The following is a 13,238-nucleotide window of genomic DNA, read 5'->3' as shown; positions in this document are numbered from 1 at the left end:
GTCGCTATCGAGAGATTGCATACGTATAATGCGATCTGACTAATTAATCATCTATCACTGGGGAACACGCATGGGTGGTATCAGTATCTGGCAGTTAGTGATCATTGCCGTCATCGTTGTGCTGCTGTTTGGCACGAAAAAACTCGGATCGATTGGTTCCGACCTGGGCGCGTCAATCAAAGGTTTCAAGAAAGCCATGAGCGATGATGAGAATAAGCAGGAAAAAACCAGTCAGGATGCTGATTTTACCGCTAAATCCATCGCCGATAAGCAGGACGAAGCCAAAAAGGAAGAGGCTAAACGTCACGATAAAGAGCAGGTGTAATTCGTGTTCGACATTGGTTTTGGTGAGTTACTGCTGGTCTTTGTGATTGGTCTGATTGTGTTGGGGCCGCAGCGTTTACCCGTTGCGGTGAAAACCGTCGTGGGCTGGGTGCGGGCGCTTCGCTCGCTGGCAACTACCGTGCAGAACGAACTGGCGCAGGAGCTGAAGCTTCAGGAATTTCAGGACAGCCTGAAAAAGGTTGAAAAGGCGAGTATGGACAACCTGACGCCGGAGCTGAAAGCATCAATGGATGAGTTGCGCGAAGCGGCGGAATCCATGAAGCGTTCTTACAGTATTAACGATCCTGAGAAGGCGAGCGATGAAGCAAACACCATCCACAATCCGGTGGTGAAGGGTAGCGAAGAGCAGCGCGAGGGTGTAACGCCTTCCAGCGCGGAGCATCAGGCTGCTTCGCCAGAGCAATCGCCGCAGGAGCCCGAAGTGAAAAAGCAGGTGCCGCCGGAAGAGCCCGTGGTCAAAACGGCTGAGGTAAAACCCGCCGCGCCCGTTTCCGAATCATCCCCCTCGTCGAGTGATAAAGCGTAAACATGGCAGTAGATGATACTCAACCGCTTATTACGCACCTCATTGAGCTGCGTAAGCGCCTGTTAAACTGCATTATTGCGGTTTTCCTCATTTTTTTATGTCTGGTCTATTTTGCCAACGATATCTATCAGGTGGTTTCCGCGCCGCTGATTAAACAGATGCCTCTGGGCGCGACGATGATTGCAACAGACGTTGCTTCACCGTTCTTTACCCCGATCAAACTGACCTTCTGGGTGTCGTTGATTGCCTCTGCGCCGGTCATTCTGTATCAGGTCTGGGCATTTGTGGCGCCCGCGCTGTACAAGCATGAACGCAAGCTGGTTATTCCGCTGCTGGTGTCCAGTTCGCTGCTGTTTTATATCGGCATGGCGTTCGCCTACTTCGTTGTCTTCCCGCTGGCCTTCGGCTTCCTGACGCATACCGCACCGGAAGGGGTACAGGTGTCGACGGACATCGCCAGCTACCTCAGCTTCGTGATGGCGCTGTTTATGGCCTTTGGTGTCGCCTTCGAGGTGCCCGTAGCAATTGTCCTGCTCTGCTGGGTGGGGGTGACCACGCCTGACGATCTGCGTAAGAAGCGCCCGTACATCCTGGTGGGGGCATTTGTCGTAGGTATGCTGTTAACGCCACCGGACGTCTTCTCGCAAACCTTACTGGCGATACCTATGTACTGCCTGTTTGAAGTCGGCGTGTTCTTCGCTCGTTTCTACGTCGGAAAGGGGCGTACCCGGGACGAAGAAGACGAGCCGTCTGAAGAGACTACTAAAGAATAAAACCAACCGCCCGTCAGGGCGGTTGTCATATGGGGATACGTATGTTTGATATCGGGCTTAACCTCACCAGCGCCCAGTTTGCGAAAGACCACGATGAGGTGGTGGCGCGCGCCTTTGCCGCCGGCGTGGGTGGGCTGCTACTGACGGGAACGAATCTGCATGAGAGTGAGCAGGCACGGCAGCTGGCGCAACGCTATCAACACTGCTGGTCCACCGCAGGCGTGCATCCTCATGACAGCAGCCAGTGGACGCATGAAAGCGCTGAGGCGCTTCATCGTCTGGCACAAACGCCAGAAGTGGTTGCCATTGGCGAATGCGGGCTTGATTTCAACCGTAACTTCTCGACGCCTGAAGAGCAGGAGAAGGCATTTACCGCCCAGCTCGCGCTGGCAGCAGAGCTGGAGATGCCGGTGTTTATGCACTGTCGCGATGCGCATGAACGTTTTATGGCGCTACTGGAACCCTGGCTGGAGAAACTGCCGGGCGCGGTGTTGCACTGCTTTACGGGCTCCCGTCAGGAAGCGCTGGATTGCCTGAACCGCGGGCTGTATTTGGGTATCACTGGCTGGGTCTGCGATGAGCGTCGTGGGCTGGAACTGCGTGAGCTGTTACCCGTTATCCCGGCCGATCGTTTGCTGCTGGAAACGGATGCGCCGTATCTGTTGCCCCGGGATATGCAGCCCAAACCGCCATCACGACGTAATGAACCGGCCTACCTGGGGCATATTGCTGAGCGAGTGGCGCACTGGCGCGGAGAAGATGCCCAGTGGCTGGCAGCACAAACCGATGATAACGTGCGTCGTCTGTTCGGCGTGCAGTTCTAAACTTTGCGGAAATCGGTGTTTTTAACGCTCTGCAACACCTCTTTGTTCAGCAGGTTGAGCAGCAGCATGGAGCGCGCTTCACCGTCCGGCTCAGCGAAGATGGCCTGTAACCCTTCAAAGGCGCCTTCGGTGATCACCACGCTGTCGCCGGCATAAGGGGTTTCCGGATCGGTAATATCTTCAGGCTGCTGGTAGACAGAAAGCTGATGAATAACCGATGACGGTACTCTTGCCGGATGGGCGCCAAAACGCACAAAATGGCTGACGCCGCGCGTGGCGCTGATCGTCGTGGTGTGGATCACTTCGGGGTCGAACTCGACGAACAGATAGTTCGGGAACAGAGGCTCACTGACGGTCGTGCGTCTTCCACGCTGCATTTTTTCAAGCGTGATCACGGGTGTCAGGCAGTTAACAGACTGACGTTCAAGATGTTCCTGCGCGCGCTGAAGTTGCCCGCGTTTGCAATACAGTAAATACCAGGCCTGCATAATCACTCTTCCCATTGTTCGGGGCGCAAGCATACCAAAACCCTGGCGGGATCGCTAAGGTGATTATAATGGCGAAAAAGAGAGTAAGTCGTGGAAGTTCACGCTAATTTAACAAAATTACAGCATCACGCGGTCTTACGCCGTATAATGAAGCGCTTACAGAGAGGCCATGATTAACTGCATGAAATACCACGATCTACGCGACTTCCTGGCGCTGCTGGAAAAGCAGGGCGAACTCAAACGCATTACGCTTCCTGTTGATCCGTATCTGGAAATGACAGAAATCGCTGACCGCACCCTGCGCGCGGGCGGCCCGGCGTTGCTGTTTGAAAACCCAAAAGGCTACGCCATGCCGGTGCTGTGCAATCTGTTTGGCACACCTCGCCGCGTGGCGCTGGGGATGGGGCAGGAAGATGTCACGGCGTTACGTGAAGTGGGCAAACTGCTGGCCTTTCTTAAAGAGCCGGAGCCGCCAAAAGGGTTCCGCGACCTGTTCGACAAGCTGCCGCAGTTTAAGCAGGTGCTGAACATGCCCACCAAACGCCTGCGCGGTGCGCCGTGCCAGCAAAAAGTGCTGGAAGGCGATGCGGTGGATCTGACCAAAATTCCCATCATGCAGTGCTGGCCTGACGATGCCGCACCGCTGATCACCTGGGGCCTCACCGTGACGCGTGGGCCGCATAAAGAGCGTCAAAACCTCGGCATTTACCGCCAGCAGCTGATTGGCAAAAACAAGCTCATCATGCGCTGGTTGTCCCATCGCGGCGGGGCGCTGGATTTCCAGGAGTGGTGCGCGGCCCATCCGGGCGAACGCTTCCCGGTTTCAGTCGCGCTGGGTGCCGATCCGGCAACCATTCTGGGCGCGGTGACGCCTGTTCCTGATACGCTGTCTGAATATGCCTTTGCAGGGCTGCTGCGCGGCACCAAAACCGAAGTGGTGAAGTGCATCTCCAGTGACCTGGAAGTACCGGCCAGCGCAGAGATTGTGCTGGAAGGTTACATTGAACAGGGCGAGCTGGCGCCCGAAGGGCCGTACGGCGACCACACCGGCTATTACAACGAAGTGGATAACTTCCCGGTGTTCACCGTCACCCACATTACCCAGCGTGAAGATGCCATCTATCACTCCACCTATACCGGCCGTCCACCCGACGAACCGGCGGTGCTTGGCGTGGCGCTGAACGAAGTGTTTGTGCCGATCCTGCAAAAGCAGTTCCCGGAAATCGTTGATTTTTATCTGCCGCCGGAAGGGTGTTCGTATCGCCTGGCGGTGGTGACGATGAAGAAGCAGTATGCCGGTCACGCTAAGCGCGTGATGATGGGCGTATGGTCTTTCCTGCGCCAGTTTATGTATACCAAGTTTGTGATTGTCTGCGATGATGACGTCAATGCCCGCGACTGGAATGACGTCATCTGGGCCATCACCACGCGTATGGATCCGGCGCGTGATACGGTGTTAGTGGAAAACACGCCGATTGATTACCTGGACTTTGCCTCGCCGGTTTCCGGCCTTGGCTCAAAAATGGGACTGGATGCCACGAACAAATGGCCTGGCGAAACCGACCGTGAATGGGGTCGCCCGATCAAAAAAGATCCTGCCGTGACCGCGCGAATTGACGCGATCTGGGACGAGCTGGCCATAATGAATAACGGTAAGGCAGAATAAGACCGTTTAGCCCTATAGACTTCCCGACAGAGAGAGCGAATGACAACCTTAAGCTGTAAAGTGACGTCGGTAGATGCTATTACCGACACCGTATATCGCGTCCGTTTGGTTCCTGAAGCGGCCTTCTCATTCCGTGCCGGTCAGTACCTGATGGTCGTGATGGACGAGCGTGATAAGCGTCCTTTCTCTATGGCCTCAACGCCAGCAGAGAAGGAATTTATTGAGCTGCATATTGGTGCGTCTGAGCTTAACCTGTACGCGATGGCCGTGATGGACCGCATCCTGAAAGAGCGTGAAATCGTGGTCGATATTCCTCATGGCGAGGCCTGGCTGCGTGAAGACGAAGACCGTCCGCTGATCCTGATTGCCGGTGGCACGGGCTTCTCTTATGTCCGCTCTATTCTGCTGACCGCGCTGGCGCGCAACCCGAATCGCGATATCACCATCTACTGGGGCGGCCGTGAAGAGAAGCATCTTTACGATCTGTCTGAGCTGGAAGCGCTGAGCGTAAATCATCCAAACCTGCGCATCGAGCCGGTTGTCGAGCAGCCTGAAGAGGGCTGGCGCGGGCGCAGCGGTACGGTGCTGACTGCGGTATTGCAGGATCATGGGACGCTGGCCGGGCACGATATCTATATTGCCGGTCGCTTTGAAATGGCAAAAATTGCCCGCGACCTGTTCTGCAACGAGCGTGACGCGCGGGAAGATCGTCTGTTTGGCGATGCGTTTGCGTTTATCTGATTGAGAGACCCGCTTCGGCGGGTTTTTTACGCTCGGGCATTAGCCTGGTGAAAATTTAACCTTGAAATGGGCGGCGCATTGCCGTTATTCTTGTTCCCGTTAAATTTCGCCCTCAGGAGCCCCCCCCAAAAATGAACAAACACGACTGATGAATTTCGATCCTTGCTCAACGCACCGCGTCGGCAGGGGATGTTTTGATTTCATTCAGGAGTGCTTATGGCTCATTTTGCGCAGTCCCCCTCTTTTATTTTGCATCAGGTCACCTGTCAGTTTGCGACGGGCGATATCCTTTTTGGTCCGCTGAATCTTTCTCTGGATGCGTCAGTGTGCGCGCTGGTTGGCCGCAACGGCAGCGGCAAAACACGGCTGCTGCGGCTGCTGGCAGGGGTTGATGAACCCGCCAGCGGTCATATTGAGCGCTTTGGTACACACGTCTATGTGGCGCAACAGCAGGATATTTCTGCGGATACCACGCTTGCCGGACTGCTTGGTTACGACGCGATCTTTGCGGCGCGCACGCGCATCGACAGCGGTCATTATGAACCCGACGATCTCGACACGCTCGACGGTTACTGGGATCTGGCTGAACGGCTGAGCCAGGCTTTTATCGCTGCAAAACTTCCCCCTTTTGACCCGAATAAACGCGCGGCAGAACTGAGCGGCGGCGAGCGCATTCGTGCTTTGCTGTGCAGCGCATTCACCGCAGATGCTGATTACCTGCTGCTGGACGAACCGACCAACCACCTCGACAGGCAAGGCCGCGTGTGGTTCTACGAGCAGCTTTCCCGGTATCAGGGCGGGGTGCTGGTGGCCTCCCACGACCGTGAGTTGCTGGCCCTGGTATCGCGTATCCTTGAACTGAGCGCATTGGGCTTGCGCAGCTACGGTGGGAATTATGCTGGCTATCGAACCCAGCGTGATGCTGAGCAGCTGGCTGCCCGCGCCGCGCTGGAGCATGCTGCCACCGAACGCAAGCGTACCCGCGCCCGTATGCATAAAGAGCATGACGACAGCCTGCGGCGTTCAGCCAAAACGCTTCGCACGGTCGACAGCCTTAACATCGCCTCGTTTGAACGGGTCAAATACAAAGGGGCGGCGAAAGAGCGTATTGGTTCCTGGAAAAAACAGCATAGCGATCAAAATCATGCTCTGAACGCTGCGGTCAACCAGGCACGCGAGCGGGTTGAAGAGGATAACGCGGTGATGTTTACCCTGCCGGGCAGTGAAATCCCGGAAGGAAAACAGGTGCTGGTGCTGGAAGAACTGGTGGTTCCGTACGTGCCTGTCTCCCCGATAAACTGGCGAATGGATGGCCCGATGCGCGTGGCGCTACGCGGGCCGAACGGCTGTGGAAAATCCACGCTGTTGAAAGTGATGTTGGGCGAAACCGCCCCTGTTACGGGAACCTGTAAGGTCTCCGTCAGGTGTGCGTATCTCGATCAGCATCTGTCCCGGCTGGATCTGTCGCAGTCGGTGATGACACACCTTAGCCTGGGCAATACGCCGCTCGAAGAGGGGGCGCTGCGTACCCGTTTAGCGCAGCTTCAGCTGGGCGCAGAGAAAGTGACCCTTCCACTGGCCGAACTGAGTGGCGGCGAGCGCCTGAAGGCCGCGCTGGCCTGCGTATTGTGGCGTGAAGCGGCAACGCAACTGCTGCTTCTGGATGAGCCGACCAACCATCTTGATCTGGCCTCTGTTCAGGCCATAGAAGCGGCCTTAGCCGATTACCCCGGCGCGCTGCTGGTGGTGTCGCATGATGAAGCCTTTCTGGCAGGGCTGAAGCTGACGCATGAACTGGTGTGGGAAGAGACGGGATGGCGATGTGAAAGTCTGTAAACACAAGCCCCCGCAAGGGCGGGGGCAAACAAACTTTATCAGGCTAACTGCTTGCGAAGGTCAGGGTTTGCCTGGATCAGGCGCATCAGCTTTAGCTCGGCTGGGGTAGGTTTTTCACGTTTTGACTCCCACTCCAGCACCATCGCTACGCTGACACCCATCGCTCTTGCGAATTCATCTGTTTTCAGGCCCGATCCTTTGCGTAAACGCTCAAATTCACTAAAAGGATTGGACTTTTGATTCAGGGTAACCGTCGGCGGTACATCTTTAAAAATAATCTGTTCCAGGCTGCTCAGCAGCTCAAACTCAGGATCTTTTAATTCCATTGAGAACTCCTCATAAATCACACATCGGGATCATGAACATCAGAGAGCCTGTTAAGAATAGTCCCTAAACCAGACACAGGATCGTCACGGCTGTGATTAATTGTGCGATAACGATCGCTTTACGCGTTTCAGCTATATGGATAGTTATGCTAATTACCTGATTAGTCATATGTAGGGATGCACAGGTATTTTTTTGTAAATAGTCAGTACAAAAACGGGAATACCCGTTTTGCATGAAAACTCTATCTTGCAAGGCTGACCTGGACTATCCTTGTCAGCGTTGGGCACGCGTGTGCCGGTGTGCGCTTTTTAGGTGAAAGGAGTAATAAAATGGCGACAGGAAAGTCCTGCTCTCGCTGGTTTGCGCCTATTGCGGCGTTGTTGATGGTTGTTAGCCTGAGTGGGTGTTTCGATAAAGAAGGCGATCAGCGCAAAGCGTTTATCGATTTTCTACAGAATACAGTGATGCGTAGCGGCGAGCGTTTACCAACGCTGACTGCGGATCAGAAAAAACAGTTTGGTCCATTCGTGTCGGATTACGCCATTCTGTATGGCTATTCACAGCAGGTAAGCCAGGCGATGGATTCCGGTATTCGCCCGGTAGTGGATAGCGTGAATGCCATCCGCGTTCCACAGGATTATATGACCCAGCGCGAACCGCTGCGCCAGTCAAATGGCGCGCTTGGGGTACTGAGCCAGCAGCTGCAAAATGCCAAAATGCAGGCTGATGCGTCGCGTTCCGCGTTGAAGCAGGGCGAGGATCTCAAACCGGTCTATGACCAGGTGTATGAGAAAGTCGTGACCAAGCCGTCAAACGCCTTGCAACCGCTGATACCGGCGGCGCAGGTCTTTACTCAGCAGCTGGTTCAGGTGGGTGACTTTATTAGTGAACAAGGTACGCAGGTGAGCTTCGTCTCTAACGGTATCCAGTTCCCGACCTCCCAGCAGGCGAGCCAGTACAACGCGCTGATCGGGCCGCTCGCGTCCCAGCATCAGGCCTTTAGCCAGGCCTGGAGCGCAGCGGTCGCTGCTACGGAATAAGAAAAACCCCCGCTTCGGCGGGGTTTTTTTTATGCTTGATGAAAATAACGCTTGTCATTCATCTACCACATCGGTATAACTATGTTCGTCGGTTTGTTACACAGACCTAAAGCAGTTTAGTAAAGCAGTCCAGATTGTTATCCATAGATACCCTTCGTAGTGACCCTTCCTTCATCGCTTAAAAATCTGTAACGCAATCCATCAAGCCGGAAGGCACAATATATTTGTTAATAAGGTAATTTCTATGTCTGCTAAAATGACTGGTCTGGTAAAATGGTTCAACGCTGATAAAGGTTTCGGCTTCATCACTCCTGACGATGGCTCTAAAGACGTGTTCGTACACTTCTCTGCTATCCAGAACGATGGCTACAAATCTCTGGATGAAGGTCAGAAAGTTTCCTTCACCATCGAAAGCGGCGCTAAAGGCCCAGCAGCTGGTAACGTTGTAAGCCTGTAAGCTTCCAGCCCAGTAGCACAAAATTCAAAAACCCGCCTTCTGGCGGGTTTTTTCGTTTCTACTGTTGTATCTGTGGGTTAACGCAGTTCTTATCCACTTTACCGCCGAGCGCGGCAATCAGATTATCCACGGCGGTCGCCGCCATATTGTAGCGTGTTTCATGAGTGGCAGAGCCGATGTGGGGCAGGGCGACGACGTTCGGCATGGTCAGTAGCGGAGAATCCACCGGCAGCGGCTCCTGTTCAAACACGTCCAGACCGGCTGCGTGGATCTCACCGTTTTGCAGTGCCTCAATCAGCGCCTTCTCATCGACCACCGGACCACGACCCGCGTTGATGAAAATGGCCGATTTCTTCATCTTTTCAAACGCCGATTTGCCGATGAGATGACGCGTTTCATCCGTCAGCGGCAGAATCAGGCAGACAAAGTCGGCTTCCCGCAACAGCGTATCAAGCTCGCAGTAGCGGGCATTGAAACGTTCTTCAGCTTCACTGTGGTGACGGCGTGCGTTATACAGGATGGGCATGTTGAAGCCAAAATGCGCGCGCTGTGCCAGCGCCAGTCCGATACGGCCCATCCCAACAATCCCCAGCGTTTTGCCATGAACGTCCACGCCGAACCAGTCCGGGCCAATGCTTTTCGTCCATTCGCCCGCTTTCACGCGCTCGGCCACTTCCACCACGCGACGGGCGGTGCTGAGCACCAGCGCCATCAGCGTGTCGGCGACGGTTTCCGTCAGGGCATGCGGCGTGTGCATCAGCAGGATGTTGCGCGCGTTTAGCGCATCCACGTCGAAATTGTCGTATCCCACCGAAACGGTTGAGGTAGCACGAAGCTTCGGCATTTTCTCCAGCAGCGCTGCATCCACCTTTTCGCTCGAACCCAGCAGGCCCTCGGCGCTGGCAAACGCGTCGGCGTGCTGTGCCACGGTTTCCGGGCTGAGGTTCTTTACCCGGGTAACGGTAAAGTGTTCCTCCAGGCGTTTTTGCAGGTCTTCAGGCAGTGCTTTGTACAAAATGACGGACGGCTTCATGCTAATCTCCGTTGATTTTAAAAGGATTCAGGCGTGGCGTGCGCCGACGGGTAGCTGTTGATTATTAGCAGGCTTAACAATCAGAGTAAGCCATACCGAGGCAAAAAGCGCCACCCCCATAAAGATGTAAGAGGCCGACGGGCTGCCGGTGGCGCCGTTCAGATAGCCCACAAACCACGAGCCAAAGAACGAACCCAGCGCACCCATACTGTTGATCAACGCCATCGCGCCCCCTGCGACGTTACGCGGCAGCATTTCCGGGATGATGGCAAAGAACGGACCATACGGGGCATACATGGCCGCACCCGCAATCACCAGCAGAGTGTACGAGACCCAGAAGTGGTTTGCGCCTACGGCCCAGGAGCCAATGAAGGCAAAAGCAGCGATCAGCAGCAGCGGCCAGACGAACAGCTTACGGTTTTGCAGCTTGTCCGATGCCCAGGAGACGATAATCATCGCGATGGTCGCAGCCAGGTAAGGCACGGATGACAGCCAGCCCACTTCCACCATGCCAAGGTTTTCACCGCCGCTGCGGATAATCGACGGCAGCCACAGCACAAAGCCGTACACGCCAATACTCCAGGTAAAATACTGTGCGCACAGCAGAATAACGTTCCGGGAGCGGAAGGCTTCGCCGTAGTTACGCACCGCTTTCAGCCCCTGCTGCTCTTTATCCAGCTGCGCCTGGAGTGCGGCTTTTTCGTCCTCAGAAAGCCATTTTGCCTGGGCTGGCTTATCTTTCACCAGCACCCACCAGCAGAAGGCCCAGATAATCGCGGGAACCCCTTCGATGATGAACATCTCGCGCCAGCCGAAGGACTGGATCAGGTAGCCGGAAACCACCGACATCCACAGCACGGTGACCGGGTTACCGAGTATCAGGAACGTATTGGCACGTGAACGCTCAGATTTTGTGAACCAGTTGCTGATATAAATCAGCATTGCTGGCATGACGGCCGCCTCAACCACGCCGAGAATAAAGCGAATAGCCGCCAGAGCAGGAATGTTATTCACCACGCCAGTAAGCGACGCACAGGCACCCCATAAGATCAGGCAGATGAAAATGAGCTTTCGCACGCTGCGGCGTTCAGCGTAAATCGCGCCGGGGATCTGGAAGAAGAAATAACCCAGGAAGAAGAGGGCACCCAGCAGGGAGGAGACCCCTTTGGTGATCCCGAGGTCTTCGTTGATCCCGGCGGCGGATGCGAAACTGAAGTTGGCACGATCCAGGTACGCCAGGCTGTACGTGATAAACACGATTGGCATGATGTACCACCAGCGTTTTACTGCATTGGTCGAACTGTTCATAGGCTTGCCTCTGTTGTTGAGGTTGTTGCCGCCGTTGTCTGTAGGGTACACGGTGGCTTAATTATCTGGTGCGGATTGCTGCCCTCACCCTGGTCCTCTCCCACAGGGAGAGGGAATTTAGACGCCGAGCTCTGCTCGTGTTGGTAATCCTTCGCTGTCGCCCTGCACCTGAATCGCCAGCGAACCAATTTTGTTGCCTCGCGCCACGGCCTGCGACAGTGGTTTGCCCTCCAGCAGGGCGCTGATGACTCCGACGGCAAACCCATCGCCCGCGCCCACGGTATCGACCACGTTGTCGACTTTTACCGCAGCGACAGCGCCTTGCTCACCGTCGGCAGTTTTGAACCATGCGCCGTCGGCACCGGTTTTCAGCACCACGGCTTTTACCCCTCTGTTGAGGTAAAAATCAGCAATGCCTTCGGGCGTGCTTTCGCCAGTGAGGATCATTCCCTCTTTTATGCCAGGCAGAACCCAGTCCGCCTGAAACGCCAGTCGGTTTAGTTTCTCAGCCATCTCCGCTTCGCTTTTCCACAGCACCGGGCGCAGGTTAGGATCGAAAGAGATCGTTTTGCCCTGTGCTTTCATTGCCGAAGCCGCGTGATCCAGTAAATCGTACGAGCTGGCCGAGAGCGCCGCCGCCACGCCGCTCAGGTGCAGGTGGCGCGCGGAGGAGAAATACGCGGCGTGATAATCATCCACGGAGAGATGGCTTGCCGCTGAGCCTTTGCGGAAATACTCCACGATGGGATCGGTTCCATTTTCAACTTTAGATTTCAGCTGAAAGCCCGTCGGGAAGCGTCCGTCGAGGGTCACGCCTGCGGCATCAATGCCCTCTTTTTTCAGCGAGTCGAGAACAAAATGGCCAAAGCTGTCATTTCCCACGCGGCTTACCCAGCCGACATTCAGCCCCAGCCGCGCAAGGCCGGTAGCAACATTCAGCTCGGCACCTGCCACGCGTTTAATGAAGTGCTCCACTGCGCTCAGCTCGCCCGTTTCGGTGGCGACAAACATCGCCATGGCCTCGCCAATGGTGATGACATCCAGCGTCTTGTGCATGGTTTACTCCTCGCGCAGCAGGTTGACGTAATGGCGGGTGACGGCGGTGAGATCCGTCCCTTCCAGCGGAAATTCGATACCGCGTGGCGCATCGGCAGGGAGCTGATTAAGCAGATCCCGCCAGCGAGAATCGGTCTGATCCGGCGCGACGGCGCGGAACTGCGCCTTATGCGGGACTGCGGACTTCACATGAATATAGCTCACGGCGGGAGCCAGTTGACGTGCAGCCTCTTCCGGGGAGTCGCCAACCCACAGCCAGTTGCCCATATCGAACGTCAGCGTGACCGGCAGCGCCATTACCCGGCAGGCGGCTTTGAAGCGCTGCATCGGCGCGAGCTGCCCGCAGTCGGTCTGGTCGTTTTCCACCACCAGCGTCATGCCGCTTTCATCCAGCAGTGCGCGCAGGGCTTCAAGCGGCTGTTTGTCGCTGAAATGACCCAGCGAGACTTTAAGCCACAGCGCGTTCAGGGCGCTGGCTTCGCTAAGGTAGCGCGGGAGATCCGTGTTGAGGGTGCCATCGGGCATAAACAGGGGGGCCGGGGCGGAGTAGCACGCCAGTAAACCCAGCAGTTCAATGGACTCGCCGAGCGCAGGCAGGGCCATTAACTCGTCGTTGCTGAAGAGCTCGCGGCGGATTTCAACGCCATCAGCTCCTGCGCCGGCAATAACGGGAAGCATTGCCCGTTGACCGCCTGCCTGTCGCACCTGATCCGCACCATACGCGGCGGTGACCACCATAATTTTCCTGCTCATTTCCTGACTCCAGAGCGTAATCGATAGTATTACGCTAGATGGAACCGGTTCCAAAGAAAAGATCG

Annotated in this window: 15 protein-coding genes; 9 read left to right on the top strand and 6 right to left on the bottom strand. The window is 55.6% G+C overall.

Going from position 1 to position 13,238, the window contains the following annotated elements; all coding sequences use genetic code 11:
• Positions 1-70: 70 nt before the first annotated feature.
• From tatA to tatD, 4 genes are read left to right on the top strand one after another with little or no spacing between them, the layout of a single operon-like run.
• Entirely contained in the window at positions 71-325 is a 255-nt protein-coding gene (gene tatA / locus SK50_RS00310; protein ID WP_003860787.1) for a Sec-independent protein translocase subunit TatA, read from the top strand.
• Positions 326-328: 3 nt separating this feature from the next.
• Positions 329-871 (top strand): Sec-independent protein translocase protein TatB, encoded by a 543-nt coding sequence (gene tatB, locus SK50_RS00305; RefSeq protein WP_003860783.1) that lies wholly within the window; start codon positions 329-331, stop codon positions 869-871.
• A gap of 2 nt (positions 872-873) precedes the next feature.
• Positions 874-1,644, top strand: coding sequence for a Sec-independent protein translocase subunit TatC (gene tatC, locus SK50_RS00300; RefSeq protein WP_015569997.1), 771 nt, complete (start codon positions 874-876; stop codon positions 1,642-1,644).
• A 41-nt stretch (positions 1,645-1,685) separates the two neighbouring features.
• Entirely contained in the window at positions 1,686-2,468 is a 783-nt protein-coding gene (gene tatD / locus SK50_RS00295; RefSeq protein ID WP_017694739.1) for a 3'-5' ssDNA/RNA exonuclease TatD, read from the top strand.
• On the opposite strand, the gene rfaH is transcribed toward tatD, so the two are convergent.
• On the bottom strand, positions 2,465-2,956 hold the full coding sequence (gene rfaH, locus SK50_RS00290; RefSeq protein WP_003860779.1) for a transcription/translation regulatory transformer protein RfaH: 492 nt from the start codon (positions 2,954-2,956) through the stop codon (positions 2,465-2,467). The genes tatD and rfaH overlap by 4 nt on opposite strands.
• Before the next feature lie 169 nt (positions 2,957-3,125).
• On the opposite strand from rfaH, the gene ubiD reads away from it, so the two are divergent.
• The 3 genes from ubiD (at position 3,126) to SK50_RS00275 (ending at position 7,199) form a co-directional block, all read left to right on the top strand.
• Positions 3,126-4,622 (top strand): 4-hydroxy-3-polyprenylbenzoate decarboxylase, encoded by a 1,497-nt coding sequence (ubiD, locus tag SK50_RS00285; RefSeq protein WP_033486949.1) that lies wholly within the window; start codon positions 3,126-3,128, stop codon positions 4,620-4,622.
• Between the two features lie 39 nt (positions 4,623-4,661).
• Positions 4,662-5,363 (top strand): NAD(P)H-flavin reductase, encoded by a 702-nt coding sequence (gene fre, locus SK50_RS00280; protein ID WP_003860778.1) that lies wholly within the window; start codon positions 4,662-4,664, stop codon positions 5,361-5,363.
• Between the two features lie 216 nt (positions 5,364-5,579).
• Entirely contained in the window at positions 5,580-7,199 is a 1,620-nt protein-coding gene (locus SK50_RS00275) for an ABC-F family ATP-binding cassette domain-containing protein (protein WP_045343857.1), read from the top strand.
• A 38-nt stretch (positions 7,200-7,237) separates the two neighbouring features.
• Here SK50_RS00275 and SK50_RS00270 read toward each other — a convergent pair whose 3' ends face one another.
• The gene (locus SK50_RS00270; RefSeq protein WP_003860776.1) at positions 7,238-7,525 is read right to left on the bottom strand and encodes an HTH-type transcriptional regulator; all 288 of its coding nucleotides are present in this window, start codon (positions 7,523-7,525) and stop codon (positions 7,238-7,240) included.
• Between the two features lie 330 nt (positions 7,526-7,855).
• Here SK50_RS00270 and SK50_RS00260 point away from each other — a divergent pair, with 330 nt between their 5' ends.
• Both SK50_RS00260 and cspA read left to right on the top strand, forming a co-directional pair.
• Positions 7,856-8,566, top strand: coding sequence for a DUF3053 domain-containing protein (locus SK50_RS00260; protein WP_017383576.1), 711 nt, complete (start codon positions 7,856-7,858; stop codon positions 8,564-8,566).
• Between the two features lie 244 nt (positions 8,567-8,810).
• Complete coding sequence (cspA, locus tag SK50_RS00255) at positions 8,811-9,023, top strand: transcription antiterminator/RNA stability regulator CspE (RefSeq protein WP_003860775.1); 213 nt, start codon at positions 8,811-8,813, stop codon at positions 9,021-9,023.
• 58 nt (positions 9,024-9,081) lie between these two features.
• On the opposite strand, the gene ghrB is transcribed toward cspA, so the two are convergent.
• The 4 genes from ghrB to SK50_RS00235 form a co-directional block, all read right to left on the bottom strand.
• Complete coding sequence (gene ghrB / locus SK50_RS00250; RefSeq protein WP_045343856.1) at positions 9,082-10,056, bottom strand: glyoxylate/hydroxypyruvate reductase GhrB; 975 nt, start codon at positions 10,054-10,056, stop codon at positions 9,082-9,084.
• 27 nt (positions 10,057-10,083) lie between these two features.
• On the bottom strand, positions 10,084-11,364 hold the full coding sequence (locus SK50_RS00245; RefSeq protein WP_017694735.1) for an MFS transporter: 1,281 nt from the start codon (positions 11,362-11,364) through the stop codon (positions 10,084-10,086).
• Positions 11,365-11,481: 117 nt separating this feature from the next.
• Positions 11,482-12,420, bottom strand: coding sequence for a sugar kinase (locus tag SK50_RS00240; RefSeq protein WP_023315195.1), 939 nt, complete (start codon positions 12,418-12,420; stop codon positions 11,482-11,484).
• Between the two features lie 3 nt (positions 12,421-12,423).
• Complete coding sequence (locus SK50_RS00235; protein WP_033486944.1) at positions 12,424-13,173, bottom strand: sugar phosphate isomerase/epimerase family protein; 750 nt, start codon at positions 13,171-13,173, stop codon at positions 12,424-12,426.
• Positions 13,174-13,238: the final 65 nt, after the last annotated feature.

It is taken from the genome of Enterobacter sp. BWH64 (genome assembly GCF_001037645.1).
In the GTDB taxonomy this organism is placed as follows: Bacteria; Pseudomonadota; Gammaproteobacteria; order Enterobacterales; family Enterobacteriaceae; genus Enterobacter; species Enterobacter hormaechei_C.
Note: the sequence above shows the minus strand (reverse complement) of the source record. Positions and strands in the feature narration are given on the sequence as shown.

What these genes read in the sequence shown, in the direction of transcription:
- tatA (WP_003860787.1), top strand. Translation starts at nt 71, where the DNA reads ATGGGTGGTATCAGTATCTGGCAGTTAGTGATCATTGCCGTCATCGTT.
- tatC (WP_015569997.1), top strand. Translation starts at nt 874, where the DNA reads ATGGCAGTAGATGATACTCAACCGCTTATTACGCACCTCATTGAGCTG.
- tatD (WP_017694739.1), top strand. Translation starts at nt 1,686, where the DNA reads ATGTTTGATATCGGGCTTAACCTCACCAGCGCCCAGTTTGCGAAAGAC.
- rfaH (WP_003860779.1), bottom strand. Translation starts at nt 2,956, where the DNA reads ATGCAGGCCTGGTATTTACTGTATTGCAAACGCGGGCAACTTCAGCGC.
- ubiD (WP_033486949.1), top strand. Translation starts at nt 3,126, where the DNA reads ATGATTAACTGCATGAAATACCACGATCTACGCGACTTCCTGGCGCTG.
- fre (WP_003860778.1), top strand. Translation starts at nt 4,662, where the DNA reads ATGACAACCTTAAGCTGTAAAGTGACGTCGGTAGATGCTATTACCGAC.
- SK50_RS00275 (WP_045343857.1), top strand. Translation starts at nt 5,580, where the DNA reads ATGGCTCATTTTGCGCAGTCCCCCTCTTTTATTTTGCATCAGGTCACC.
- SK50_RS00270 (WP_003860776.1), bottom strand. Translation starts at nt 7,525, where the DNA reads ATGGAATTAAAAGATCCTGAGTTTGAGCTGCTGAGCAGCCTGGAACAG.
- SK50_RS00260 (WP_017383576.1), top strand. Translation starts at nt 7,856, where the DNA reads ATGGCGACAGGAAAGTCCTGCTCTCGCTGGTTTGCGCCTATTGCGGCG.
- cspA (WP_003860775.1), top strand. Translation starts at nt 8,811, where the DNA reads ATGTCTGCTAAAATGACTGGTCTGGTAAAATGGTTCAACGCTGATAAA.
- ghrB (WP_045343856.1), bottom strand. Translation starts at nt 10,056, where the DNA reads ATGAAGCCGTCCGTCATTTTGTACAAAGCACTGCCTGAAGACCTGCAA.
- SK50_RS00245 (WP_017694735.1), bottom strand. Translation starts at nt 11,364, where the DNA reads ATGAACAGTTCGACCAATGCAGTAAAACGCTGGTGGTACATCATGCCA.
- SK50_RS00240 (WP_023315195.1), bottom strand. Translation starts at nt 12,420, where the DNA reads ATGCACAAGACGCTGGATGTCATCACCATTGGCGAGGCCATGGCGATG.
- SK50_RS00235 (WP_033486944.1), bottom strand. Translation starts at nt 13,173, where the DNA reads ATGAGCAGGAAAATTATGGTGGTCACCGCCGCGTATGGTGCGGATCAG.